General features: G+C 70.2%; 22 protein-coding genes. 15 read left to right on the forward strand and 7 right to left on the reverse strand.

Annotation, left to right across the window (positions count from 1 at the left end; genetic code table 11):
• Positions 1–17: 17 nt before the first annotated feature.
• Positions 18–458 (reverse strand): methylmalonyl-CoA epimerase, encoded by a 441-nt coding sequence (mce, locus tag ACH4D5_RS12520; RefSeq protein ID WP_362990308.1) that lies wholly within the window; start codon positions 456–458, stop codon positions 18–20.
• Between the two features lie 138 nt (positions 459–596).
• Here mce and ACH4D5_RS12525 point away from each other — a divergent pair, with 138 nt between their 5' ends.
• Positions 597–1,799: an acetyl-CoA C-acetyltransferase gene (locus ACH4D5_RS12525; RefSeq protein WP_398301281.1), complete on the forward strand. Its 1,203-nt coding sequence runs from the start codon at positions 597–599 to the stop codon at positions 1,797–1,799.
• Between the two features lie 92 nt (positions 1,800–1,891).
• Positions 1,892–2,848 carry a methylmalonyl Co-A mutase-associated GTPase MeaB gene (meaB, locus tag ACH4D5_RS12530; RefSeq protein ID WP_398301283.1) on the forward strand — a complete coding sequence of 319 codons (957 nt, stop codon included), beginning with the start codon at positions 1,892–1,894 and terminating at the stop codon, positions 2,846–2,848.
• Between the two features lie 68 nt (positions 2,849–2,916).
• Here meaB and ACH4D5_RS12535 read toward each other — a convergent pair whose 3' ends face one another.
• Positions 2,917–3,591, reverse strand: coding sequence for a PepSY domain-containing protein (locus ACH4D5_RS12535; protein WP_398301285.1), 675 nt, complete (start codon positions 3,589–3,591; stop codon positions 2,917–2,919).
• Between the two features lie 156 nt (positions 3,592–3,747).
• Between ACH4D5_RS12535 and ACH4D5_RS12540 the strand changes: the two genes are divergently transcribed.
• Complete coding sequence (locus tag ACH4D5_RS12540) at positions 3,748–4,413, forward strand: response regulator transcription factor (RefSeq protein WP_398301287.1); 666 nt, start codon at positions 3,748–3,750, stop codon at positions 4,411–4,413.
• A complete protein-coding gene (locus tag ACH4D5_RS12545; protein WP_398301289.1) occupies positions 4,410–5,909 on the forward strand; it encodes an ATP-binding protein in 1,500 nt (499 codons plus the stop codon). The genes ACH4D5_RS12540 and ACH4D5_RS12545 overlap by 4 nt, the downstream gene beginning before the upstream one ends.
• 31 nt (positions 5,910–5,940) lie before the next feature.
• Here ACH4D5_RS12545 and ACH4D5_RS12550 read toward each other — a convergent pair whose 3' ends face one another.
• From ACH4D5_RS12550 to ACH4D5_RS12565, 4 genes are all read right to left on the reverse strand, one after another.
• On the reverse strand, positions 5,941–6,417 hold the full coding sequence (locus ACH4D5_RS12550; RefSeq protein ID WP_398301291.1) for a MarR family winged helix-turn-helix transcriptional regulator: 477 nt from the start codon (positions 6,415–6,417) through the stop codon (positions 5,941–5,943).
• Positions 6,418–6,535: 118 nt separating this feature from the next.
• Positions 6,536–7,339: an AIM24 family protein gene (locus tag ACH4D5_RS12555; protein WP_398301464.1), complete on the reverse strand. Its 804-nt coding sequence runs from the start codon at positions 7,337–7,339 to the stop codon at positions 6,536–6,538.
• Positions 7,339–7,989, reverse strand: a complete 651-nt coding sequence (locus tag ACH4D5_RS12560) for an AIM24 family protein (RefSeq protein ID WP_398301293.1) — start codon at positions 7,987–7,989, stop codon at positions 7,339–7,341. Before ACH4D5_RS12560 ends, ACH4D5_RS12555 begins: the two co-directional genes overlap by 1 nt.
• Before the next feature lies 1 nt (position 7,990).
• The gene (locus tag ACH4D5_RS12565; protein WP_398301295.1) at positions 7,991–8,629 is read right to left on the reverse strand and encodes an AIM24 family protein; all 639 of its coding nucleotides are present in this window, start codon (positions 8,627–8,629) and stop codon (positions 7,991–7,993) included.
• 167 nt (positions 8,630–8,796) lie between these two features.
• Between ACH4D5_RS12565 and ACH4D5_RS12570 the strand changes: the two genes are divergently transcribed.
• The 7 genes from ACH4D5_RS12570 (at position 8,797) to ACH4D5_RS12600 (ending at position 16,164) form a co-directional block, all read left to right on the forward strand.
• A complete protein-coding gene (locus ACH4D5_RS12570) occupies positions 8,797–9,147 on the forward strand; it encodes a DUF3817 domain-containing protein (RefSeq protein WP_362990326.1) in 351 nt (116 codons plus the stop codon).
• A complete protein-coding gene (locus ACH4D5_RS12575) occupies positions 9,144–9,437 on the forward strand; it encodes an MTH1187 family thiamine-binding protein (RefSeq protein WP_362990328.1) in 294 nt (97 codons plus the stop codon). The genes ACH4D5_RS12570 and ACH4D5_RS12575 overlap by 4 nt, the downstream gene beginning before the upstream one ends.
• A gap of 134 nt (positions 9,438–9,571) precedes the next feature.
• Positions 9,572–10,288: a hypothetical protein gene (locus ACH4D5_RS12580; protein ID WP_398301297.1), complete on the forward strand. Its 717-nt coding sequence runs from the start codon at positions 9,572–9,574 to the stop codon at positions 10,286–10,288.
• 29 nt (positions 10,289–10,317) lie between these two features.
• A complete protein-coding gene (locus ACH4D5_RS12585) occupies positions 10,318–10,974 on the forward strand; it encodes a DUF4166 domain-containing protein (RefSeq protein ID WP_398301466.1) in 657 nt (218 codons plus the stop codon).
• Positions 10,971–11,624 (forward strand): TetR/AcrR family transcriptional regulator, encoded by a 654-nt coding sequence (locus ACH4D5_RS12590; RefSeq protein ID WP_398301299.1) that lies wholly within the window; start codon positions 10,971–10,973, stop codon positions 11,622–11,624. The genes ACH4D5_RS12585 and ACH4D5_RS12590 overlap by 4 nt, the downstream gene beginning before the upstream one ends.
• A gap of 709 nt (positions 11,625–12,333) precedes the next feature.
• Entirely contained in the window at positions 12,334–14,193 is a 1,860-nt protein-coding gene (locus ACH4D5_RS12595; protein ID WP_398301301.1) for a glycosyltransferase family 2 protein, read from the forward strand.
• Positions 14,194–14,196: 3 nt separating this feature from the next.
• Positions 14,197–16,164 carry a galactose oxidase-like domain-containing protein gene (locus ACH4D5_RS12600; protein ID WP_398301303.1) on the forward strand — a complete coding sequence of 656 codons (1,968 nt, stop codon included), beginning with the start codon at positions 14,197–14,199 and terminating at the stop codon, positions 16,162–16,164.
• A 49-nt stretch (positions 16,165–16,213) separates the two neighbouring features.
• Here ACH4D5_RS12600 and ACH4D5_RS12605 read toward each other — a convergent pair whose 3' ends face one another.
• Positions 16,214–17,245: a glycoside hydrolase family 6 protein gene (locus tag ACH4D5_RS12605; protein WP_398301305.1), complete on the reverse strand. Its 1,032-nt coding sequence runs from the start codon at positions 17,243–17,245 to the stop codon at positions 16,214–16,216.
• Between the two features lie 210 nt (positions 17,246–17,455).
• On the opposite strand from ACH4D5_RS12605, the gene ACH4D5_RS12610 reads away from it, so the two are divergent.
• The 4 genes from ACH4D5_RS12610 (at position 17,456) to ACH4D5_RS12625 (ending at position 21,754) form a co-directional block, all read left to right on the forward strand.
• Entirely contained in the window at positions 17,456–17,965 is a 510-nt protein-coding gene (locus ACH4D5_RS12610; protein WP_362990340.1) for a MarR family transcriptional regulator, read from the forward strand.
• Between the two features lie 89 nt (positions 17,966–18,054).
• A complete protein-coding gene (locus ACH4D5_RS12615) occupies positions 18,055–18,387 on the forward strand; it encodes a DUF3817 domain-containing protein (RefSeq protein WP_398301307.1) in 333 nt (110 codons plus the stop codon).
• A 74-nt stretch (positions 18,388–18,461) separates the two neighbouring features.
• Positions 18,462–20,162: a methylmalonyl-CoA mutase gene (locus ACH4D5_RS12620; protein ID WP_398301309.1), complete on the forward strand. Its 1,701-nt coding sequence runs from the start codon at positions 18,462–18,464 to the stop codon at positions 20,160–20,162.
• Positions 20,163–20,662: 500 nt separating this feature from the next.
• On the forward strand, positions 20,663–21,754 hold the full coding sequence (locus ACH4D5_RS12625; RefSeq protein WP_398301311.1) for an alpha/beta fold hydrolase: 1,092 nt from the start codon (positions 20,663–20,665) through the stop codon (positions 21,752–21,754).
• Positions 21,755–21,764 lie beyond the last annotated feature (10 nt).

Raw genomic sequence — 21,764 nt, forward strand, 5'->3', positions numbered from 1 at the left:
GCCCAGATATACGGAGGTCAGTGCTCCGGTGCCTCGGAGGGTGCCGAAGTGACAAGTTCCGTAAGGACACCGTGGCAGTCCTTCGGGTGCAGGAACGTGATGCGCGACCCCATGGAGCCGATCCGGGGCTCTTCGTAGAGGACGCGTACGCCCTTGTCCTTGATGGCCGCGGCGTCGCCGTCCACGTCCGCGGTGCCGAAGGCGATGTGGTGCACGCCCTCGCCGTTCTTGGCCAGCCACTTGCCGACCGCGGAGTCGTCGCGGGTCGGTTCCAGGAGCTGGAGGTAGGAGGCACCTCCGTCACTCGTCTCGTTGATTTTGAGCATGGCCTCGCGCACGCCCTGCTCTTCGTTGACCTCGGTGTGGAAGACCTCGAATCCGTACGTCGCACGGTAGAACTCGACGGTCTTGTCGAGGTCGAAACAGGCGATCCCGATGTGGTCGATTCGCGTCAGCATGGTTCAAGTGCAGCGCTTGCCGCAGTGATTACGCAACGTGCGCGCGATCACAGTCGCCGCCCGATGACGGCAGGGGTACTGCTCAGTACATTCAGATAAACCCTCGTTAACTCCTCTCCTCCCAAGGGGTCGTCGCACATGGCAGGAACGACCGGCACCACCTCAGTGATCGTCGCGGGCGCACGCACGCCCATGGGCCGTCTCCTCGGCTCGCTGAAGTCCTTCTCGGGTGCGGATCTGGGGGGCTTCGCGATCAAGGCCGCGCTGGAACGCGCGGGAATCGGCGGCGACCAGGTCCAGTACGTGATCATGGGCCAGGTGCTCCAGGCCGGGGCAGGGCAGATCCCGGCACGCCAGGCCGCCGTCAAGGCGGGCATCCCCATGAACGTCCCCGCGCTGACCGTCAACAAGGTCTGCCTCTCGGGCCTCGACGCCATCGCGCTCGCCGACCAGCTGATCCGCGCCGGCGAGTTCGACATCGTGGTGGCCGGCGGTCAGGAGTCCATGACCAACGCCCCCCACCTGCTCCCCAAGTCCCGCGAGGGATACAAGTACGGCGCGATCGAGATGCTCGACTCCATGGCGCACGACGGCCTGACCGACTCCTTCGACGGCGTCGCGATGGGCGAGTCGACGGAGAAGCACAACACCCGCCTCGGCATCCGCCGTGCGGTGCAGGACGAGGTGGCCGCCCTCTCCCACCAGCGCGCCGCGGCCGCCCAGAAGAACGGCCTGTTCGAGGCCGAGATCACCCCGGTCGAGATCCCGCAGCGCAAGGGCGACCCGGTGCTCTTCGCCAAGGACGAGGGCATCCGCCCGGAGACCACCGCCGAGTCCCTCGGCAAGCTGCGCCCGGCCTTCGCCAAGGACGGCACGATCACGGCGGGCTCCGCCTCGCAGATCTCCGACGGCGCCGCCGCGGTCGTCGTCATGTCCAAGGCCAAGGCCGAGGAGCTCGGCCTCGACTGGCTCGCCGAGATCGGTGCGCACGGCAATGTGGCGGGACCCGACAACTCGCTCCAGTCCCAGCCGTCCAACGCCATACAGCACGCGCTGAAGAAGGAGGGCCTGGAGGTCTCCGACCTCGACCTGATCGAGATCAACGAAGCCTTCGCCGCCGTCGCGGTGCAGTCAATGAACGACCTCGGAGTTTCCACGGAAAAGGTGAACGTCAACGGCGGAGCCATCGCGCTGGGTCACCCGATCGGCATGTCCGGCGCCCGCCTCGTACTGCACCTCGCCCTGGAGCTGAAGCGGCGGGGCGGCGGCGTGGGCGCGGCCGCGCTGTGCGGTGGCGGCGGTCAGGGCGACGCCCTGATCGTGAAGGTGGCCAAGGCCTGACCCGGCGGTATCCCGTCCTGTACGTGTGCGTGACGTGACGCGTAGGGGGCGGTACTCCCGTCCCGTACGCGTACGTAGTGAACGGAGCTGTGATGCAGGACGTCCCCTCCCTGGTGGCGCAGGCCCGCGAGGGCAGGCCGCGGGCCGTGGCCCGGCTGATCTCACTGGTCGAGGGGGCGTCACCGCAGCTGCGGGAAGTGATGGCGGCGCTGGCGCCGCTCGCGGGCCACGCCTACGTGGTCGGTCTCACGGGATCGCCCGGTGTCGGCAAGTCGACATCGACGTCCGCGCTCGTGAGCTCCTACCGGCGGGCCGGAAAGCGGGTCGGCGTCCTCGCCGTGGACCCGTCGTCCCCCTTCTCCGGAGGCGCGCTCCTCGGCGACCGCGTCCGGATGTCGGACCACGCGTCCGACCCCGGTGTCTACATCCGCTCCATGGCCACGCGCGGTCACCTCGGCGGGCTCGCGTGGGCCGCGCCGCAGGCCATCCGCGTCCTGGACGCGGCGGGCTGCGACGTGATCCTCGTCGAGACCGTCGGCGTCGGCCAGTCCGAGGTGGAGATCGCCTCCCAGGCGGACACGTCGGTGGTGCTCCTCGCGCCCGGCATGGGCGACGGCATCCAGGCGGCCAAGGCCGGAATCCTGGAGATCGGCGACGTGTACGTCGTCAACAAGGCGGACCGCGACGGCGCCGACGCGACCGCGCGCGAGCTGAACCACATGCTGGGCCTCGGTGAGTCCCGCGGCCCCGGCGACTGGCGGCCGCCCATCGTGAAGACGGTCGCGGCGCGCGGCGAAGGCGTCGACGAGGTCGTGGAGGCGCTGGAGAAGCACCGGGCGTGGATGGAGGAGCGCGGTGTCCTCGCCGAGCGGCGGGTGGCCCGCGCCTCCCGGGAGGTCGAGACGATCGCCGTCACGACGCTGCGGGAGCGGATCGGGTCCCTGCACGGCGACCTCAGGCTGTCCGCGCTCGCGGAGCGCATCGTGGCGGGGGAGCTGGATCCGTACACGGCCGCGGACGAGCTGGTCGAGGGGCTCACGGACAGCTAGGCCGAGCCAGGGCGGACGCGTACGGCCCGGACCTGGGGTCCGGGCCGTGGTGGTGAGTGAGGGGCTCGTCAGTCGTCGGAGCCGTCGTTGTCGTCACGGTCGTCGTGGTCGCCCTGGTGGTCCGCGGTGACCTTGTCGGTCTTCAGGTCGACGTTGTACTCGGACTCGGCGCCCTTGGAGTCGGTGGTCTCCACGCTCCAGGCGGTCGCCCGGCCGTCGTCGTCCAGGTCCACGGAGGTCACGGTGCCCTTGTCGGCGCCGGCCCGCGCGGCGTCCGCTGCGGTCACGGAGGCGCCCTTCAGCGCGGAGTTCAGCCGGGCCGCGTCGGCGGCGTCGTCACCGTCGTCGTCCTTCTCCGTCCAGGAGCCGAGGACCTTGCCGGTGCCCGGGTCGACCTCGACGCTGTGCCACGTCTTGCCGTTCAGGATGTCGACGTCCCAGACCAGGCCGCCGTCCTCGTCGTCGAGCTCGGCGGAGACCGCGGTGCCCTTGGTGTCGGCGAGGGCGGCCTTGACGGCGTCCGCGGCGGTCACCTTGGCGGCCTTGGCCTCGGCGGTGTTCTCCGCGGCGTCGTCGCGGTCGTCGTCCTTGCGGTCGTCGTCGCGGTCGTGGTCCTTCAGCTGCACGCTCGACCGGTTGGCGGCGCCCGACTCGTCGTCGCCGGTGACCGCGAGGGCGGTGGCGGTGCCACCTCCGACGAGCGTGAGTGCGGCGACGGTGGCGATGACGATGTTGCGCTTCATGGGGTCCCTCCCGAGACGGTCTGTTGCTGCGAGCTGTCGCTTCGGGCTGTTGTTGCGAGCCGTTGTTGCGACGAGGACCAATCTGCCGGGACGATCCTGAACCCACGCTGAAGCCGCCTGAAGAACTCTTCAGCTTCGCTCTGCCACCCTGAGCGCATGCGTTTGTTGATCGTGGAGGACGAGAAGCGGCTCGCTCTGTCGCTCGCCAAGGGCCTGACCGCCGAGGGCTACGCCGTCGACGTCGTCCACGACGGCGTCGACGGGCTGCACCGGGCGAGCGAGGGCACGTACGACCTGGTGATCCTCGACATCATGCTGCCCGGCATGAACGGCTACCGCGTCTGCTCCACGCTGCGCGCGGCGGGCAACGAGGTGCCGATCCTGATGCTCACCGCCAAGGACGGCGAGTACGACGAGGCGGAGGGCCTCGACACGGGCGCGGACGACTACCTCACCAAGCCCTTCTCGTACGTCGTGCTGGTCGCCCGCGTGAAGGCGCTGCTGCGCCGCCGCGGCGGCGCGGGCCCGTCCCCGGTGCACGTCCTGGGCGACCTCAAGGTCGACACGGCCGCACGCCGCGTCTTCCGCGGCGAGGACGAGATCACCCTCACCGCCAAGGAGTTCGCGGTCCTGGAGCAGCTGGTGCTGCGGGCGGGCGAGGTGGTCTCCAAGGGCGACATCCTGGAGCACGTCTGGGACTTCGCGTACGAAGGCGATCCCAACATCGTCGAGGTGTACGTGAGCACGCTGCGGCGCAAGCTCGGCGCGGCCCTCATCAAGACCGTGCGCGGCGCCGGATACCGCTTGGAGGCCCCGCGATGAGCAGGTTGTTCGGATCGGTGCGGGCCAGGGCCACGCTGGGCGCGAGCCTGGTCGTCGCCCTCGCCCTGGTCGCCGCGGGCGCCGCCGTGCTGCTCGCGCTGCGGGCCAACCTCACCGACCAGGCGGACGGGCGCGCCGACTCGGCGGCCCGCGACGTCGCCTCGCAGCTGGTGGCGGGCCGGCCGTTCGCGGACCTCGACCTGCCGGACGAGGACGACAGCCCGGTGCAGGTCCTCGACGAGCAGGGCAGGCTGGTCGCCGCCAGCGACGACCTGGAGCGGATCAGCGGCACCGGGACCGGCGCGGTCAAGCCCGTCGGGGCCGCCCCCGCGCGCTCCGGCGCTGAGGACAGGAGCGACGGCGAGGAGGACAGGGACGACAGGGACGACAAGGGCGACGCGTCAGAGGCCGGTGAAGCGTCGGAGGCCGGTGAGGCGGCCGAGCTCGGAGAGATCGACGAGGACGCCGAGTACAGCTCCGGATCCGCCACCGTCGACGGCGAGAGCGCCGACTACCGGTTCGCCGCCGTCGAGGTGAGCACGGAGAAGCGGGGCGACTTCACGGTCTACGCGGGCGGTTCGCTCGCCGACGAGCAGAGCGCCACGTCGACGGCGCTGACGTCCATGCTGATCGGCTTCCCGCTGCTCCTCGCGGTCGTCGCCGGGGTCACCTGGCTGGTGACGCGGCGCGCGCTGCGCCCGGTGGCGGCGATCACCGCGGAGATGGCCGCGATCACCGCGTCGGAGGATCTCGCGCGCCGCGTGCCCGAGCCGGACACGCACGACGAGATCGCCCGGCTCGCCCGCACCACGAACGAGACGCTCACCGCCCTGCAGACCTCGGTGGAGCGCCAGCGCCGGTTCGTGGCGGACGCCTCGCACGAGCTGCGCAGCCCCATCGCGTCGCTCCGGACCCAGCTCGAAGTGGGCGCGGCCCACCCGGAGTTGCTGGATGTCGACGGCGCCGTCGAGGACACCGTGCGGCTTCAGGAACTCGCCGCGGACCTGCTGCTCCTTGCCCGCCTGGACGCGGGGGAGAAGCCGGGTGAGGGCCGGGTCGACCTGGCGGCGTTCGTCCGTGAGGAGCTGTCGCAGCGCACCCGGGATCGTGTCGACGTGCACACCGAGTTGAAGAGCGTGGAAGTCGCGGGCTCGCGCGGTCAGTTGGCGCGGGTGCTCGGGAACCTGCTGAACAACGCCCAGCGGCACGCGCGCTCCCGCGTCACGGTGTCCACCCGGAGGGATGGTGCCTGGGCGGTCCTCGAGGTGTCCGATGACGGGAGCGGCGTGCCGGAGAGCGAACGGGAGCGGATCTTCGAGCGGTTCGTACGGCTCGACGACGCGCGGACCCGCGACGAGGGCGGGGCCGGTCTGGGCCTCGCCATCGCGCGGGACGTGGCGGTGCGGCACGGCGGCACGCTCGTGGTGTGTGAGGCGCCGTCCGGTGGTGCGCTGTTCGAGCTCCGGCTGCCCTGCCCTCAATCGTCGGCGGAGTGAGGATCGGTGCGGCCGGCCGTGGCGGAGCGGGTCAGGGCTTTCCGCGCTGGGAGCGCAGGTGTTCCGCGATCGGGGTCAGGGCCTTGCGCAGTTCGTCGAGGGCCTCGGCGGAGATGAGATCGACGAAGTGCCGCCGGACGGAGGCGACATGGTGCGGAGCCACCTTCTGCATGGTCTCCATGCCTTCCTCGGTGAGGACGGTGTAGAGCCCTCGCCGGTCGGACTCGCAGTTCTCCCGGCGCACCAGGCCCGCGTTCTCCATACGGGTGATCTGGTGGGACAGGCGACTCTTGGACTGCAGGGTGGCGGCGGCAAGATCACTCATGCGCATCCGCCGCTCTTCCGATTCGGAGAGGTAAACGAGAATGTCGTAGTCGTTCATGGTCAGGTTGAACGGCTGAAGGTCCTTTTCGAGCTGATAAGTCAGCATCCTGTTGACCTCCACGTGGGTACGCCAGGCGCACTGTTCCTCGTCGGTCAGCCACTGCGGGGCCGTCTCGGTCTCCATGGAATCGATTCTACCTAAGAAGTTGAAAGGTGAACGAATGGTGGGATGTGACGCGCCTCGCACCACCTGCCTCTCGGAGGGGCACAGGCGTTCGCCGTCACACTCCGCAGACTACCGCTCACAGCCCGAAGCGACGCTGGAGGTCCCCCAGTTGTCCGGGAAGGCGCGGTGCCCCCGGCTGCTGACCCGGTTGCCCCGGAGTGCCCCGTCCGCCGGGTACGCCCCCCTGGTGCGGCACCTCGCCCGTGGCCTGCTCGGGCAGCAGTGCCTCGGTGGACTGCAGCAGGACCGTGCCGGCCCCCACGAACTCGAACTGATGCTCCTCGCCGGATGTTCCGCCGATGCCGGTCAGCGCCCGCACGCCGCCGATCACGCCGGTGAGGTAGCCGTGGTCGTAGTGATGGCAGGGTGAGGGGCAGTCCGCCCAGCCCACGAGCGCCTGTGGATCGACGCGGATCGGCGGCTCCATGAAGACCACCGGGCCGTTCGACGCGGCGACGAACTTGCCCGTGCCGATGAGCGTCAGAAAACCCGGAACGATCGACTGCTTGAGCGCGAGAGTTGGCTGAAAAGCGAGGAGGTTGCCGGAGCGAATGGTCAGGTTGCCCTCTTCCAAGTCATACGAATTCACGTCGAAGGCCCGGTCGGCGAGGAGCATCTTGCCCTGGCCGTCCGCCACGACCCAGTCGCTCGCGTGCAGCGGCGAATGGAAACTGGTCCGGACCAAACGGTCGAGGCGGCCGTGCCCGATGCCGTTGAAGTCGATCCGGCCGTAGTAGGCGATCATCTTTCCCTTCTGCAGGAACCACTGGGAGCCTTTGAGTTCCACGCAGAAGGTGTGTGCGTTGACGTTGTCGTCGCTCGGCAGGGTCAGGGGGTCGAACACGGCGGGCGCCCCCGCGGCGGTCGAGACGTTCGGAATCACAGCTTTTCCTCCGATGCCTGGACGTAGACCGCGCCGGTCCCCGAGAGCTCCAGCTGGAAGGCCTCGCCGGAGCCGCGGCCCACCATGTCGCGCCAGCCGAGCGCGGTGGAGAGCTTGTTGCGCACGTCGCCGTGGTGGGCGACATACGCCTGGGGGTCGACGTGGACGGGGCGCTGGGGGGTGATCGGGATCTCGATGACGCCGCCGTGCGCCATGACGGCGACCGAACCGTGGCCCTTCAGGGTCGTGGTGAACAGGCCTTGGCCGCTGACCTGGCCGCGCACCATGCCCATGACGCCGCCCTGTGAGCCCAGGAACATCGTGCCCTGCTGGAGCGTGCCGTCGAAGGCGAGCAGGCGGTCCGCCTCCACGTACAGGGTGTCTCCGGAGAGGGCGATCACCTGGATGTGGTGGCCGCCGTGCCCGAAGAGGACCGTGCCGCTGCCGTCGACGGTCATCAGGGGCGTCGCCTCGCCCGCGACCCGGCGGCCGATCATGGACGCCAGGCCGCCCTGGCCGCCCTGGAGGTTCGGGGTGAAGGAGACGTCTCCCTGATAGGCCAGCATCGCGCCGCGCTGGCTGAAGATCTTGGCGCCCGGCCGCACGGTGGCCTCGACCATCTTCGAATTGATCTCACGGAAGGGCATGTCACACGTCCCCGGCGATCGTGGTGCGCTCACTGGGCTGGACATAGACGAGGCCCTCGCCCTCGAAGCGGATCTGGAAGGCCTCGCCGCCGCCCTCGCCCATGAAGGTGCGGAAGGTGACACCGGACTGGAAGCTCTGCCGGACGTCGCCCTGGTGTGCGATGTACGCCCCCGGGTCCACCGTCAGCGGATACTGCCGGGAGACGCGCAGGGCCACCGCCGGGCCGTCGGAGACGATCGCCGCCTGGCCGGTGCCCTCGACGGTCGTCGTGAACAGTCCGTTCCCCTGGGTCGCGCCGCGCAGGCCCGTGAAGCTGGTGCCGGTGCGCAGGCCGGCGTCGGTACAGAGCAGGTTGCTCGCCTCGACGTACAGCTTCTCGCCCTGCAGGCGCACCAGGTTGATCTCCGTGGCGCGGTCGGCGAACCAGCAGGTGCCGTGCCCCTTCACCTCCATCACCGTCAGCTGCTCGCCGGTGACGCGGCGGGTCACCATGCCCCTGATGCCCTCGCCGCCGCCGGTCATCTTCTTGAAGGCCATCCGGCCGTCGTACGCCACCATCGAGCCGTTCTTCGCCTTGACGGCGTCGCCGGTCATGTCGACGGCGAGCACTCTGCTCCCTTGGAGCCGAAATGTAGCCACGAATCGACGGTAGCCGCCGCGTACTCACCCAGAACAGGGTGAAGGCCCCTGAGCGAACCCGGAGAACACCCCGATGTCACAATGGGGGTCGCTTGTGCGTCCGTTCACAAGATCGACGCCGACGAGCTCCCGCCCGTGCCTGCCGTCCGTCCCACCGAAGGTGACCCGTGGACATCAAAACCGCTTCCGCACTCCGCCGCCTCCGCCTGGTCTCCGTGCCCGAGGGCATCTCCTGGATCGTGCTGTTGGTCTGCACGATCATCAAGTACACGGTCGCGGAGGGGTTCAACGTCGCGCCGGTGCTCGGCCCGATCCACGGTGTGCTCTTCATCCTCTACGTGCTCTTCTGGCTCGACGCCTGGAACCGCACGAAGTGGGACGCCAAGACCGGCATCCTCTACTTCGCGTTCTCGATCATCCCCGGCGGCGGTTTCATGGCCGAGCGCAAGCTGAAGCGTGAGGCCGAGGCCGCGGTGATCGCCTCGCGCGCCCGCAAGGAAGGTGTCGTCAACGCATGATCGTCGCCTTCTCCGTGACCCCGCTCGGGGTCGGCGAGGACGTCGGTGAGTACGTCGCCGACGCGGTCCGCGTGGTCCGCGAGTCGGGGCTGCCCCACCGGACCGATGCCATGTTCACGTCCGTCGAGGGCGAGTGGGACGAGGTGATGGACGTCGTGAAGCGCGCCGTCGCCGCGGTCGAGGCGCGTGCGCCGCGCGTCTCCGTCGTCATGAAGGCGGACATCCGCCCCGGCGTGACGGACGGTCTGACCTCCAAGGTCGAGACGGTGGAGCGCCACCTGTCCGCGTAGCCCTCTCGCACCCCGAGAAGCCCCCGCCCTTTGGGCGGGGGCTTCTTTTTTGGTCGGCGACTTGAGCGACTGCTCAAATAGCCGTACTTTGAGTTGAGCAGTCGCTCAAAAACACGTTGACGTGGGGGTTTGTCGTGGGCCTGTACATCGAGGCGCGGATACGTGCCGATCTGGACGACCTCTGGGCACGCACCCAGGAGCCCGGCTCGCACCAGCGGTGGGACCTTCGCTTCACCGAGATCGACTACCTGCCGTGCCGGGAGGGCGAGCCGCGGCACTTCCGCTACGCCACGCGCGTGCTGCCCTTCCTGACCATCGCCGGCACCGGGGTCTCCGCGGGGGAGAAGCGGCGCCCCGACGGCACCAGGACCTCCGCCCTGCGCTTCGCCTGCCCGCACCCGCTCTCCCTCCTCGAAGAGGGCAGCGGCTACTGGCGCTACGTACCGACGCCGGACGGCGACATCCGCTTCCTCACCGGGTACGACTACCGCCCCCGCTGGGGCCGCTTCGGGAGGATCGCCGACCGGGCCGTCCTGCGCCCCCTCATGGGCTGGGTGACGGCCTGGTCCTTCGACCGCCTCAGGCTCTGGCTGGAGCGGGGCATCACCCCGGAGCGCGCCCTCCTGCACGCGGTCGCGGAGTTCACCGCCCGCGTCCTCCTCGTCGTGGCCGCGGTCGTCCTCGCCCCCATGACGGCCCTGGCGACAGCGGCCCTGATGCTGATGCTGCCGCCGCTGCCCACGACGCCGGCGGCCCGCCGCTGCCTGCGCACCCCACCGGCACGCGCGCGTGACCCACGGCTCCTCGCCACACTCGCGCCGCTCACCGCGCCGAAGGGGCAGCACTCGTGACGCAGCACGCATCGATCTTCCGTACCGCCATGGGCGCCGACTTCGACCGGCTGCACCCGCAGCTCCGGCGCCGCTTCTCCGTCGGCCTCGCGAGCGGCGAGGCCTGCACGGGGCGGGGCGTGATGGACCGCATCTGGCACGGGCGTGGCTTCGTGAAACCTTTCCTCGCGGTCGGCGGCACGCGCAACATCCTCGTCCCGCGCCAGGGCAGGGACGTGCCTTTCGTCATCGAGAACGTGCCGTACACCGACACGTACGGCCGTGAGACGGTGACCTTCGTGCGCACCTTCGATCTGCCCGGCGGGCCCCGCCGCTTCGACGCCCAGATGGTCCTCGGCCCCGGGGGCGACCGCGTGCTCGACTACCTCGGCACGCACCAGCACCTCGCCAGCGACCTGCACTTCCGGGCCGAGCCCGACGGCTCGCTTCTGATCCGCTCCGGCGAACACCGGTTCCGGGAGGGCCCGGTGGACTGCCGCGTGCCGTCGCTGATCGGCGGCGACGCGGAGGTGCGGGAGTCCTACGACGACGCGTCGGGACGCTTCCGCATCCGGGTGCGGGTCACGAACCGGCACTTCGGGCCGCTCTTCGGGTACGAGGGGTCCTTCGAGGCGACGTACACCGACGTCCGGACGTGTGGGGTCAGGCCCGGGCTGCGCCCCGTCCGCGAGGAGGCGCGCGCGTGAGCGCCGCGAAGGATCCCTCCAAGGCCCAGGAGACCCGGGGCAAGCTCCTCGACGGCGCCCTGCGGACCCTCACGGAGCAGGGCATCGCCAAGACGTCCGCGCGGAGCATCGCGGCGGCGGCCGGCGTCAACCAGGCGCTCGTCTTCTACCACTTCGGCTCGGTCGACGACCTGCTCGCGGAGGCGTGCAGGTACGGCACGGAGCAGCGGGTCTCCCGCTACCGCGAACGCCTCGCCGGGATTGGCTCCCTCTCCGAACTTCTCGCCTTCGGGCGGGAGATGCACGAGGAGGAACGCGAGGCGGGGCACGTCGCCGTCCTCGGGCAGTTGCTCGCCGGGGCGCAGACCCAGCCGCGGTTGGCCGCCGCCACGGGGGCGGGGCTCGCCCTCTGGATCGCGGAGATCGAGAAGGTCCTGACGCGGGTCCTCTCCGCCTCCCCGCTCGGGGAGTTCGTCGATCCCGTCGGGCTCGCGCGGGCGGTGGGGGCGTCGTTCGTGGGGATGGAGCTGTACGAAGGGGTCGACGCGGTCGGCGCGGCGCGAGCCCTCGACTCCCTCGAGCAGCTCTCCGTCCTCGTGACGGCGGTCGAGGATCTGGGGCCCCTCGCCCAGCGCGCGGTCCGCCACCGCCTGCGCCGCACGCGCCCGTAACGGCCTTCCTCCCGGGGGGGGGGCGGTGGGTGGGCTTCCCTGCACCGTCCCGCCGGGGTAGGAGCCCCAAGCCCGCCGCTCCGCGGCGGATGCTCCCCACCCACCCACCCGTTTACCCCGCAACGTCCTGCGGGGGTAGGGGCGGGTGGGCGGGGCTGCCCTGTGACGTCCTGCGGGAGCAGGCGCGGGGTGGGGGGGTGCCTTGCAACGTCCTGCGGGAGCAGGGGCGGGGTGGGTGGGTCTGTCCTGCGGAAGTAGGGGCGGGTGGATGGGGATGCCCCGCGATGTCCTGCGGGAGTAGGGCGGGTGGACGGGGATGGCCCCGCGGCGCAGCTGCCGCGCAAGGGAGCAAAGGCGAGGACGAGGAACGCCCGAGGAACCCCCACCGGGGTGCAGCCGCACGCGCTCGCGAGGGGACGTGGGGGTATGTGCGAACGGAGCACCGAGCACACCATGGCGTCTTTGTTCGGGCAGCGTGGCGCAGGGATGGCGAGTACGCACATACCCCCGCGGCCCCGCCCCACAGACGGGCGGAAGGCGAGCCCCACACGCACAAGGCGCCCCCTCCAGCCCCCCACACAAGCCACCCCCCACCGCAACCCCCCACCCCAAAACCGCTCGCACGGGCGAACCCCGTTCGACACGCCGGGGAAAGTCCACTTTTGTGTGGGTATCGGCTCGTTTGGATTACCAGAACCTGGAGGGCGCTGTGCGGCAGCCGGAGGGCTACGACTACGAGACCCACAGCACGCTCGCCGGACCGCTCACGGAGCCGGACGGCGGCGCAGGCGGCGAAGGGAAGGGAGGGGGGAACGGGCAGGAGAGCGGGGACGGGACGTACCAGGTCCGGTACCGGAAGCTGCTCGCCGGCGAACCGCACCGAATACGCGCCGTACTCCTCATGACCCTCGCCCCCCTCCTCACCGGCCTCCTCCTCGTCTACCTCGTCTGGCCCACCCACTGGACCGAACGCGAGGGCGCCGACAGCTGGCTGATCGGGCTGGACATCACGATGCTCGTGGCGATCGGGCTGATCGAGCTCTTCATGCTCGTGAACGTCGTCTCGATCGCGCACGCGACGATGGTGGCGAGGGATCCGATACCCGTGTATCCCGAGGCCGGCACCCGCGTCGCGTTCCTCACCACGTACGTGCCGGGCAAGGAGCCCCTGTCGATGGTCCGGGCGACGCTCGAAGGGGCGGTCCGGATACACCACCCCGGCCCCCTCGACGTATGGCTGCTAGATGAAGGGAACACCCCTGAGGCCAAGGCCCTCTGCGAAGAGCTCGGGGTGCGGTACTTCACGCGGCACGGGGTGCCGGAGTGGAATCGCGAGAAGGGGCCCCACAAGGCCCGCACCAAGCACGGCAACTACAACGCCTGGCTGGCGATGCACCAGGCCGAGTACGACTTCTTCGCCTCCGTCGACACGGACCACGTCCCGCTCCCCAACTTCCTGGAGCGGATGATGGGCTACTTCCGCGACCCGGACGTCGCCTTCGTCGTGGGGCCGCAGGTCTACGGGAACTACGAGACGCCCGTCACCAAGGCCGCGGAGTCCCAGCAGTTCCTCTTCCACGCGCTGATCCAGCGCGCGGGCAACCGCTACCGCGCCCCCATGTTCGTCGGCACGAACAACGTCGTCCGCATCAGCGCGCTCACCCAGATAGGCGGCCTGCACGACTCGATCACCGAGGACATGGCGACGGGCTTCGAGCTGCACCGCCACCGCAACCCGGTCACCAAGAAGCACTGGCGCTCGGTCTACACCCCGGACGTGCTGGCCGTCGGCGAGGGGCCGGCCTCCTGGACGGACTTCTTCACGCAGCAGATGCGCTGGTCGCGCGGCACGTACGAGACGCTGTTCAAGCAGTACTGGAAGGCACCGTTCACGATGCCGCCCGGGCGTCTCTTCTCGTACTCCCTGATGCTCGTGTACTACCCGATGACGGCCGTCAACTGGCTGCTCGGCGTGCTGAGCTGTGTGCTCTTCCTGTGGTTCGGGGCCAGCGGCACCCAGGTCGCCGCGTCCGTCTGGCTGATGCTCTACAGCGACGCGGCCGCACTCCAGATCGGCCTCTACCTCTGGAACCGCAGGCACAACGTCTCCCCGCACGAGCCCGAGGGCTCAGGAGGCCTCGCCGGCATGGCGATGTCGGCGCTCTCCGCACCCATCTACGCCAAGTCGCTCGGCGCGGCCGTCCTGCGCCGTCCCAGCCGCTTCGTCGTCACGCCCAAGGGCGACGGCACGAGCCCGGACCGGCTCCTCACCTTCCGCATCCACCTCTTCTGGGCGGTGGTGCTCGGCACGTCGCTGGCCGCCTCCTTCGTGCTCGACCACACGCACGTGGCGATGCGCACCTGGTCGGTGCTCGCGATGGTCATCTCGCTGGCACCGGTCAGCGTCTGGGCCTTCGGCCTCGTCAAGGAGCGCAGAGCGGCCCGGCAGCGGCGGGAGGCGGAGAAGCCGAGCCTGCGCGCCGAGAGCGAGCCGGGCCTGCGGGCCGAGGGCCCGGAGGGCGAACCGGAGCCGGCGTTCGCCACCGGCACGACGACAGGAGGGAACTGACCCATGGCCTACCGGCCCTCGAAGCGCACGAGAAAGACCGCCATCGGAGTCGGCGCGGGCGCGCTGCTCGTCGGACTGAACGCTCCCGCCGCGCTCTCCTTCGCCGAGGAGCAGTACTACGAGTACAAGATCTCCCAGCCCGGCTACAAGAAGAAGTACGGCTCCTGGAAGCAGGTCTCCATCCCCAAGGAGTACCGCACCAACGCCATCCACGCCGCGCTGCTCCACACCGGCAAGGTGCTGATCGTCGCGGGCTCCGGCAACGAGCAGAAGAAATTCGACGCGGGGTCGTTCGACACCGTCCTGTGGGACCCGAAGAACGACACGTTCAAGAAGATCCCCACGCCCGAGGACTTCTTCTGCTCCGGGCACGCCCAACTCCCCGACGGGCGGCTCCTGGTGGCGGGCGGCACCGCGCGCTACGAGCTGCTCGACGGCGAGGTGGAGCGGGCCGGCGGCGGCATGCGCGTGAAGAACGAGAACCCGGACAAGCCGGTGGTCCTGAAGAAGGGCACCAAGTTCCGCTCACCGTCCGGCGTCGAGTACGTCAGCAAGTTCGACGTGGAGGTGCCGAAGGCGAAGCGGGACTACGAGATCACGTACTCCAAGTCCGGGGTGATGCAGCCCTGGAAGACGAAGGTCAAGGCGAGCGAGGCGCGGGTCTTCGTCGAGGCGGTCCAGGAGGGCGAGCAGTCGGTCACCGAGAAGTCCGCGCAGTACGAGATCGAGGGACTGACCGGCGAGGAGGCCGACAACACCTACGGCATCGCCGAGAAGATCGACATGGAGAAGCAGGACTTCCAGGGGATCAAGGCGGCGTACGAGTTCGACCCCAAGGCCGAGAGGTACGTCCCGGTGGAGCCGATGGACAAGGCCCGCTGGTATCCGACGCTCGTCGGCCTGGAGAACGGCAAGGTGCTCGCGGTCTCCGGACTCGACGACGTGGGCGTCGTCGACCCGGGCGACAACGAGATCTACGACCCGAAGACGAAGAAGTGGTCGGACGGTCCCAAGCGGTACTTCCCGACGTATCCCGCGCTCTTCCTCACCAAGGGCGGCAAGCTCTTCTACCCGGCGTCCAACGCGGGGTACGGGCCCGCGGACAAGGGCCGTGAGCCGGGCCTGTGGGACCTGGAGACGAACAAGTTCGAGAAGGTCCCGGGGCTTGAGGACCTCGACCAGACCGAGACGTCGGCGTCCGTGCTGCTGCCGCCCGCGCAGGACCAGAAGGTGATGATCATGGGCGGCGGGGGCGTGGGCGAGTCGGACAAGGCGACGCGGCGCACGGCGGTGATCGACCTCAAGGAGGACAACCCGTCCTTCAGGACCGGCCCCCAGCTGCCGCAGGGCACCCGCTACCTGAACAGCGTGCTGATGCCGAACGACTCGGTGTTCACGACGAACGGCTCGAAGGACTACCGCGGCCGCAGTGGCAGCAACATCTACAAGGCGCAGTTCTACGACCCCAAGGCGAACGAGTTCCGCGAGGCCGCGGCGCCCAAGGTGGGCCGCAACTACCACTCGGAGGCGCTGCTGCTGCCCGACGGCCGCGTCGCCACGTTCGGCTCCGACCCGCTCTACGACAACGAGCAGAACACCAAGCTCGGCCACTTCGAGCAGCGCATGGAGATCTTCACGCCGCCCGCGCTGCACCGGGGCGGCAAGAACCGGCCGGTGCTCGGCGAGGGCCCGCAGGAGCTGGCGGCGGACGGCCGCGCGACGTTCCGCACCGACCATCCCGAGAACATCGCGTCGGCCCGCCTGATGCGCCCGAGCGCGGTGACGCACACGACGGACGTCGAACAGCGCTCGATCGCGCTGGCGCTCAGCAAGGGCAAGGGCAAGGTGACGGTGGACGTGCCGCGGGAGGACCGGGCGCTCGTCCCGCCGGGCTGGTACATGCTGTTCGTCACCGACAAGGACGGCACGTCGTCCGAGGCGAAGTGGATCCACGTCGGCACGGACCGCTGAACGCGGCGCTCCGGGCGCCGCTGCGCAGGCGGGGGTTCAAGTCAGGCTCTCAGGCTCCCTTGGCGTTCCGCGCGAGCCCCAGCGCGTAGTCCGGCCACCACTGGCCGGCCTCCGGGCCGCCGCGGCACGGCCCGTCCGAGTCGCCCGGCCGCTTGATCCACAGGACGGCGTCCAGCAGCGGGTCGCCCGTGCGGTCGGTCGGCGGGGTGCCGAGGCCGCGGCCCGGCGGGTTGCACCAGGCGTCCTCGCGGTCGCCGGACAAGGGGCCCTTGCCGTTGCGGCTGGTGTCCATGACGAAGTGCTTGCCGCCGACGGTCGCCGAGAGGGTGCGGCCGTACGACTTGATCGTCTCGTCGCTCTGGAAGTTGGAGACGTTCAGCGAGAAGCCGTCGGCCTGGGCGATGCCCGCCTTCTGGAGCGGCTCGGTGAGCTTGTACGGCTCGGTGATCCAGCCGGGGTTCCCCGCGTCGAGGTAGACCTTCACCTCCGGCTGCCGCTTGAGGCGCTGGATCGCCTCGGAGAGCAGCTGGTAGCGGTCCGCGTGGTACTCGGCCGGGGTGCAGCCGTCCACGATGTGCGGGATCGCGTCGGGCTCGAGGATCACCAGGGCGGGGGCGTCGCCGATCGCGTCGGCGAAGGTGTCCACCCAGCTCCGGTAGGCCTCCGCACTGGCCGCGCCGCCCGCGGAGTGCTGGCCGCAGTCGCGGTGCGGGATGTTGTACGCGACGAGCACGGCGGTGCGGTCCTCCTTGACCGCGCCCCGCGTCGCCTTCGCGACGTCGGGCGCCGGATCGTCCCCGGCCGGCCACACGGCCATGGCCCGCTCGGAGATGCGCCTGAGCGTCTCGGCGTCCTCGGCGCGGCCCTGTTCCTCCCACTGCCTGACCTGGCGCGCGGCGGGGCTGTCGGGGTCGACCCAGAAGGTGCCGGCGGGGGGCCCGGCGCTAGCGGTGGCGGGCTTGCGCACGGCCGCCTCCTCCTTCGTGCCGTCGGACCCGGAGTCCGAGGAGGAGCAGCCTGCCGGGAGCCCGAGGGCGGCGAGGGCCGCGAGTGCCGTGAACGTGCGGAGCAGCCGGTGCATCCAGCCCCCTTGGGCGATGGTGACAGTGACGGTCAGTCAGCCCGGCAATCGTTACATAAAGGACTATTCAAGCTCTTGTGCCACACCGCCTCCGGTGCCGAGCGCGAGCCCGGCGGGCGTCAGGGCCCGGCCGCGGCCGCGGAGCCGTACGTACGACCGAATTGCGAGACGGGGCTGACCACCATATGACCGGCGGGTAAGGTCGATGCCGTGCCGAAGCCGCTCAGCCTCCCCTTCGATCCCATCGCCCGCGCCGACGAGCTCTGGAAGCAGCGCTGGGGATCGGTCCCGGCCATGGGCGCGATCACCTCGATCATGCGGGCGCACCAGATCCTGCTCGCCGAGGTCGACGCGGTCGTCAAGCCGTACGGACTGACCTTCGCGCGCTACGAGGCGCTGGTGCTCCTCACCTTCTCGCAGGCCGGCGAGTTGCCGATGTCGAAGATCGGCGAGCGGCTCATGGTGCACCCGACCTCGGTCACGAACACCGTGGACCGCCTGGTGAAGTCCGGCCTGGTCGACAAGCGCCCGAACCCCAACGACGGCCGCGGCACGCTCGCCTCCATCACGGAGAAGGGCCGCGAGGTCGTCGAGGCGGCCACCCGCGAGCTGATGGCGATGGACTTCGGGCTCGGGGTGTACGACGCGGAGGAGTGCGGGGAGATCTTCGCGATGCTGCGGCCGCTGCGGGTGGCGGCACGCGATTTCGAGGAGCAGTAGGGCCCGCCCGGCGAGAAGTGGGATCGGGTCGTTCCGGTACGGGCGGGGGCGGCGAAGATCGCGTGAAAAGGGCGGTTACGCTCGTAGCCATGAAACGCAGCGTGCTGACCCGCTACCGGGTGATGGCCTACGTCACCGCCGTCATGCTCCTCATCCTTTGCGCCTGCATGGTGGCCAAGTACGGCTTCGACAAGGGCGAGGGTCTGACGCTCGTCGTGTCGCAGGTGCACGGCGTGCTCTACATCATCTACCTGATCTTCGCCTTCGACCTGGGCTCCAAGGCGAAGTGGCCGTTCGGCAAGCTGCTCTGGGTACTGGTCTCGGGCACGATCCCGACCGCCGCCTTCTTCGTCGAGCGCAAGGTCGCCCGTGACGTCGAGCCGCTGATCGCCGACGGCTCCCCGGTCACCGCCAAGGCGTAACCTCCACCGCCACGGACAGGTCCGTGGCGGTTGGCCATCGACTTTTACTAGGACGTCCTAGTAAATTCGATGGTATGGACGCTGACGCGATCGAGGAAGGCCGCCGACGCTGGCAGGCCCGTTACGACAAGGCCCGCAAGCGCGACGCGGACTTCACCACGCTCTCCGGGGACCCCGTCGACCCTGTCTACGGCCCCCGGCCCGGGGACACGTACGACGGGTTCGAGCGGATCGGCTGGCCGGGGGAGTACCCCTTCACCCGCGGGCTCTACGCCACCGGGTACCGCGGCCGCACCTGGACCATCCGCCAGTTCGCGGGCTTCGGCAACGCCGAGCAGACGAACGAGCGCTACAAGATGATCCTGGCCAACGGCGGCGGCGGCCTCTCCGTCGCCTTCGACATGCCGACCCTCATGGGCCGCGACTCCGACGACCCGCGCTCGCTCGGCGAGGTCGGTCACTGCGGTGTCGCCATCGACTCCGCCGCCGACATGGAGGTCCTCTTCAAGGACATCCCGCTCGGCGACGTCACGACGTCCATGACCATCAGCGGGCCCGCCGTGCCCGTCTTCTGCATGTACCTCGTCGCGGCCGAGCGCCAGGGCGTCGACCCGGCCGTCCTCAACGGCACGCTGCAGACCGACATCTTCAAGGAGTACATCGCCCAGAAGGAGTGGCTCTTCCAGCCAGAGCCGCACCTGCGCCTCATCGGCGACCTGATGGAGCACTGCGCGCGCGACATCCCCGCGTACAAGCCGCTCTCGGTCTCCGGCTACCACATCCGCGAGGCCGGGGCGACGGCCGCGCAGGAGCTCGCGTACACCCTCGCGGACGGCTTCGGGTACGTGGAACTGGGCCTCTCGCGCGGCCTGGACGTCGACGTCTTCGCGCCCGGCCTCTCCTTCTTCTTCGACGCGCACGTCGACTTCTTCGAGGAGATCGCCAAGTTCCGCGCCGCGCGCCGCATCTGGGCGCGCTGGCTGCGGGACGAGTACGGAGCGAAGACCGAGAAGGCACAGTGGCTGCGCTTCCACACGCAGACCGCGGGGGTCTCGCTCACGGCCCAGCAGCCGTACAACAACGTGGTGCGGACGGCGGTGGAGGCCCTCGCCGCGGTGCTCGGCGGCACGAACTCCCTGCACACCAACGCCCTCGACGAGACCCTCGCCCTGCCGAGCGAGCAGGCCGCGGAGATCGCGCTGCGCACCCAGCAGGTGCTGATGGAGGAGACCGGCGTCGCCAATGTCGCGGACCCGCTGGGCGGCTCCTGGTACATCGAGCAGCTCACCGACCGCATCGAGGCCGACGCCGAGAAGATCTTCGAGCAGATCAGGGAGCGGGGGCGGCGGGCCTGCCCCGACGGGCAGCACCCGATCGGGCCGATCACCTCCGGCATCCTGCGCGGCATCGAGGACGGCTGGTTCACCGGCGAGATCGCCGAGTCCGCCTTCCAGTACCAGCGGTCCCTGGAGAAGGGCGACAAGCGGGTCGTCGGCGTCAACTGCCTCGAAGGCTCCGTCACCGGCGACCTGGAGATCCTGCGCGTCAGCCACGAGGTCGAGCGCGAGCAGGTGCGGGAGCTCGCGGGGCGCAAGGGGCGGCGTGACGATGCGCGGGTGCGGGCCTCGCTCGACGCGATGCTTGCCGCTGCGCGGGATGGGTCGAACATGATTGCCCCCATGCTGGAGGCGGTGCGGGCCGAGGCGACCCTCGGTGAGATCTGTGGGGTGCTTCGCGATGAGTGGGGGGTCTACGTGGAGCCGCCCGGGTTCTGAGGGCGCGCTCCCTTTGCCTGCTGGTCTGCTGTGGCTGGTCGCGCAGTTCCCCGCACCCCTGAAAGACCCCGGCACGCCCCCGTAAGGGCGGGGCGTGCCGGGGTGCGGGGCGGCTTCGAGGCTTGCCTGTCTGCGGGTCCGTTGTGGCTGGTCGCGCAGTTCCCCGCGCCCCTGCCTGCACCTGCGCCCCGCCGCCTGCATGCAGCCCCCACCCTGACGGGGGCGTTCGGGGCCCACCCTGACGGGGATGGTCGGGGCCCCCTGACGGGTGCGGTCGGGGCGTGCCGGGGTCTTTTAGGGGCGCGGGGAACTGCGCGAGCAACCCCCACCGCCCCGCAGGTACACGCGAAGCGGCGGATGCCCCACAGCCCGCGCCCGCAGACGGGGGCAAAACGGGTGGAGTGCCCCCGCCCGCCGGGCGGTGCGAATTCGTAGGTTTAAGGCCCAGGGGCCAGGGCAGGCGCCCGCCCGGTCAATCGCCCCCCGTCCCAGGAGACCCCGTGACCTCGACCGGCCACGCCCGCACCGCCGCCATCGCCATCGGAGCCGCCACCGCCACCGTCCTCGGCGCGCTGCTGGTCGGCGGCTCCGGCGAGGTGAGTGCGAGCCCGCCGCCCGAGCCCAAGGTCCAGGACGACTTCGATTCCCTGGGCCCCGAGGTGCGCGCCGCGAAGCTCTCCGACGGGCGGACGGCCCACTACTCGGACACGGGCGACAAGGAGGGCAAGCCGGTCCTGTTCATCGGCGGCACCGGCACGAGCGCCCGCGCCTCGCACATGACCGACTTCTTCCGCTCGACGCGCGAGGACCTGGGCCTGCGCCTCATTTCCGTGGAGCGCAACGGCTTCGGCGACACCGCGTTCGACGAGAAGCTGGGCACCGAGGACTTCGCGAAGGACGCCCTCGAAGTCCTCGACCGGCTCGGCGTGGACGACGTGTCCGTCGTCGCGATATCCGGCGGCGGACCCTACGCCGCGGCACTCGCCGAGCGCGCCCCCGAGCGGATCTCGCAGCTGCACCTCGCGGCCGCGCTGCCGCCGTTCGGCACGAAGCCCGCCTACTGCTCCCTCTCCGACGACCGGCTCGCCGCCGCCGTGAAGGACCAGATCAAGGACCCGCGCAAGTGGTGGGCGTTCCCCGACGACAGCCCCGTGAAGTCGATCCCTGGCTTCGCCGACACGGCGTACGAGGAAGGCGCGCGCACCTACAACCAGCGCGGCCAGCAGGCCGACCCGGCGCCCCAGGTGCACGAGCAGAAGCTGTACTGCGAGCGTCCAGGACCCGACCTGTCGAAGCTGGACGCCCCCGTGTACCTCTACGGCGGCGAGAAGGACACCACCGTGCCGGCCGCGACGCTGAAGACCTGGCGGGATGCGCTGCCGGGCGGGGCGAAGGTGCGCTCGTACGCGGACTCCGGGCACGACGTGCAGTACCGGCACTGGGACCAGATCCTCGTCGACCTGGCCGGGCACGGGGACCGCACCGTGGTGTGCAAGGGCGACCACACCCGCGTGTTGATGGCCCGTGACGCCGACCGGCTCGTCGACAGGGGCAAGGCCACGCTGGGCAGCTGCGCCTGGAACAAGAAGTAGCCGGGCGGGC

Source organism: Streptomyces sp. NPDC018029, from assembly GCF_044327655.1.
Lineage (GTDB): Bacteria > Actinomycetota > Actinomycetes > Streptomycetales > Streptomycetaceae > Streptomyces.

Coding starts and splice junctions, on each gene's coding strand:
- mce (WP_362990308.1), bottom strand. CDS start 458: ATGCTGACGCGAATCGACCACATCGGGATCGCCTGTTTCGACCTCGAC.
- ACH4D5_RS12525 (WP_398301281.1), top strand. CDS start 597: ATGGCAGGAACGACCGGCACCACCTCAGTGATCGTCGCGGGCGCACGC.
- meaB (WP_398301283.1), top strand. CDS start 1,892: ATGCAGGACGTCCCCTCCCTGGTGGCGCAGGCCCGCGAGGGCAGGCCG.
- ACH4D5_RS12535 (WP_398301285.1), bottom strand. CDS start 3,591: ATGAAGCGCAACATCGTCATCGCCACCGTCGCCGCACTCACGCTCGTC.
- ACH4D5_RS12540 (WP_398301287.1), top strand. CDS start 3,748: ATGCGTTTGTTGATCGTGGAGGACGAGAAGCGGCTCGCTCTGTCGCTC.
- ACH4D5_RS12545 (WP_398301289.1), top strand. CDS start 4,410: ATGAGCAGGTTGTTCGGATCGGTGCGGGCCAGGGCCACGCTGGGCGCG.
- ACH4D5_RS12550 (WP_398301291.1), bottom strand. CDS start 6,417: ATGGAGACCGAGACGGCCCCGCAGTGGCTGACCGACGAGGAACAGTGC.
- ACH4D5_RS12560 (WP_398301293.1), bottom strand. CDS start 7,989: ATGCCCTTCCGTGAGATCAATTCGAAGATGGTCGAGGCCACCGTGCGG.
- ACH4D5_RS12575 (WP_362990328.1), top strand. CDS start 9,144: ATGATCGTCGCCTTCTCCGTGACCCCGCTCGGGGTCGGCGAGGACGTC.
- ACH4D5_RS12585 (WP_398301466.1), top strand. CDS start 10,318: ATGGGCGCCGACTTCGACCGGCTGCACCCGCAGCTCCGGCGCCGCTTC.
- ACH4D5_RS12600 (WP_398301303.1), top strand. CDS start 14,197: ATGGCCTACCGGCCCTCGAAGCGCACGAGAAAGACCGCCATCGGAGTC.
- ACH4D5_RS12605 (WP_398301305.1), bottom strand. CDS start 17,245: ATGCACCGGCTGCTCCGCACGTTCACGGCACTCGCGGCCCTCGCCGCC.
- ACH4D5_RS12615 (WP_398301307.1), top strand. CDS start 18,055: ATGAAACGCAGCGTGCTGACCCGCTACCGGGTGATGGCCTACGTCACC.
- ACH4D5_RS12620 (WP_398301309.1), top strand. CDS start 18,462: ATGGACGCTGACGCGATCGAGGAAGGCCGCCGACGCTGGCAGGCCCGT.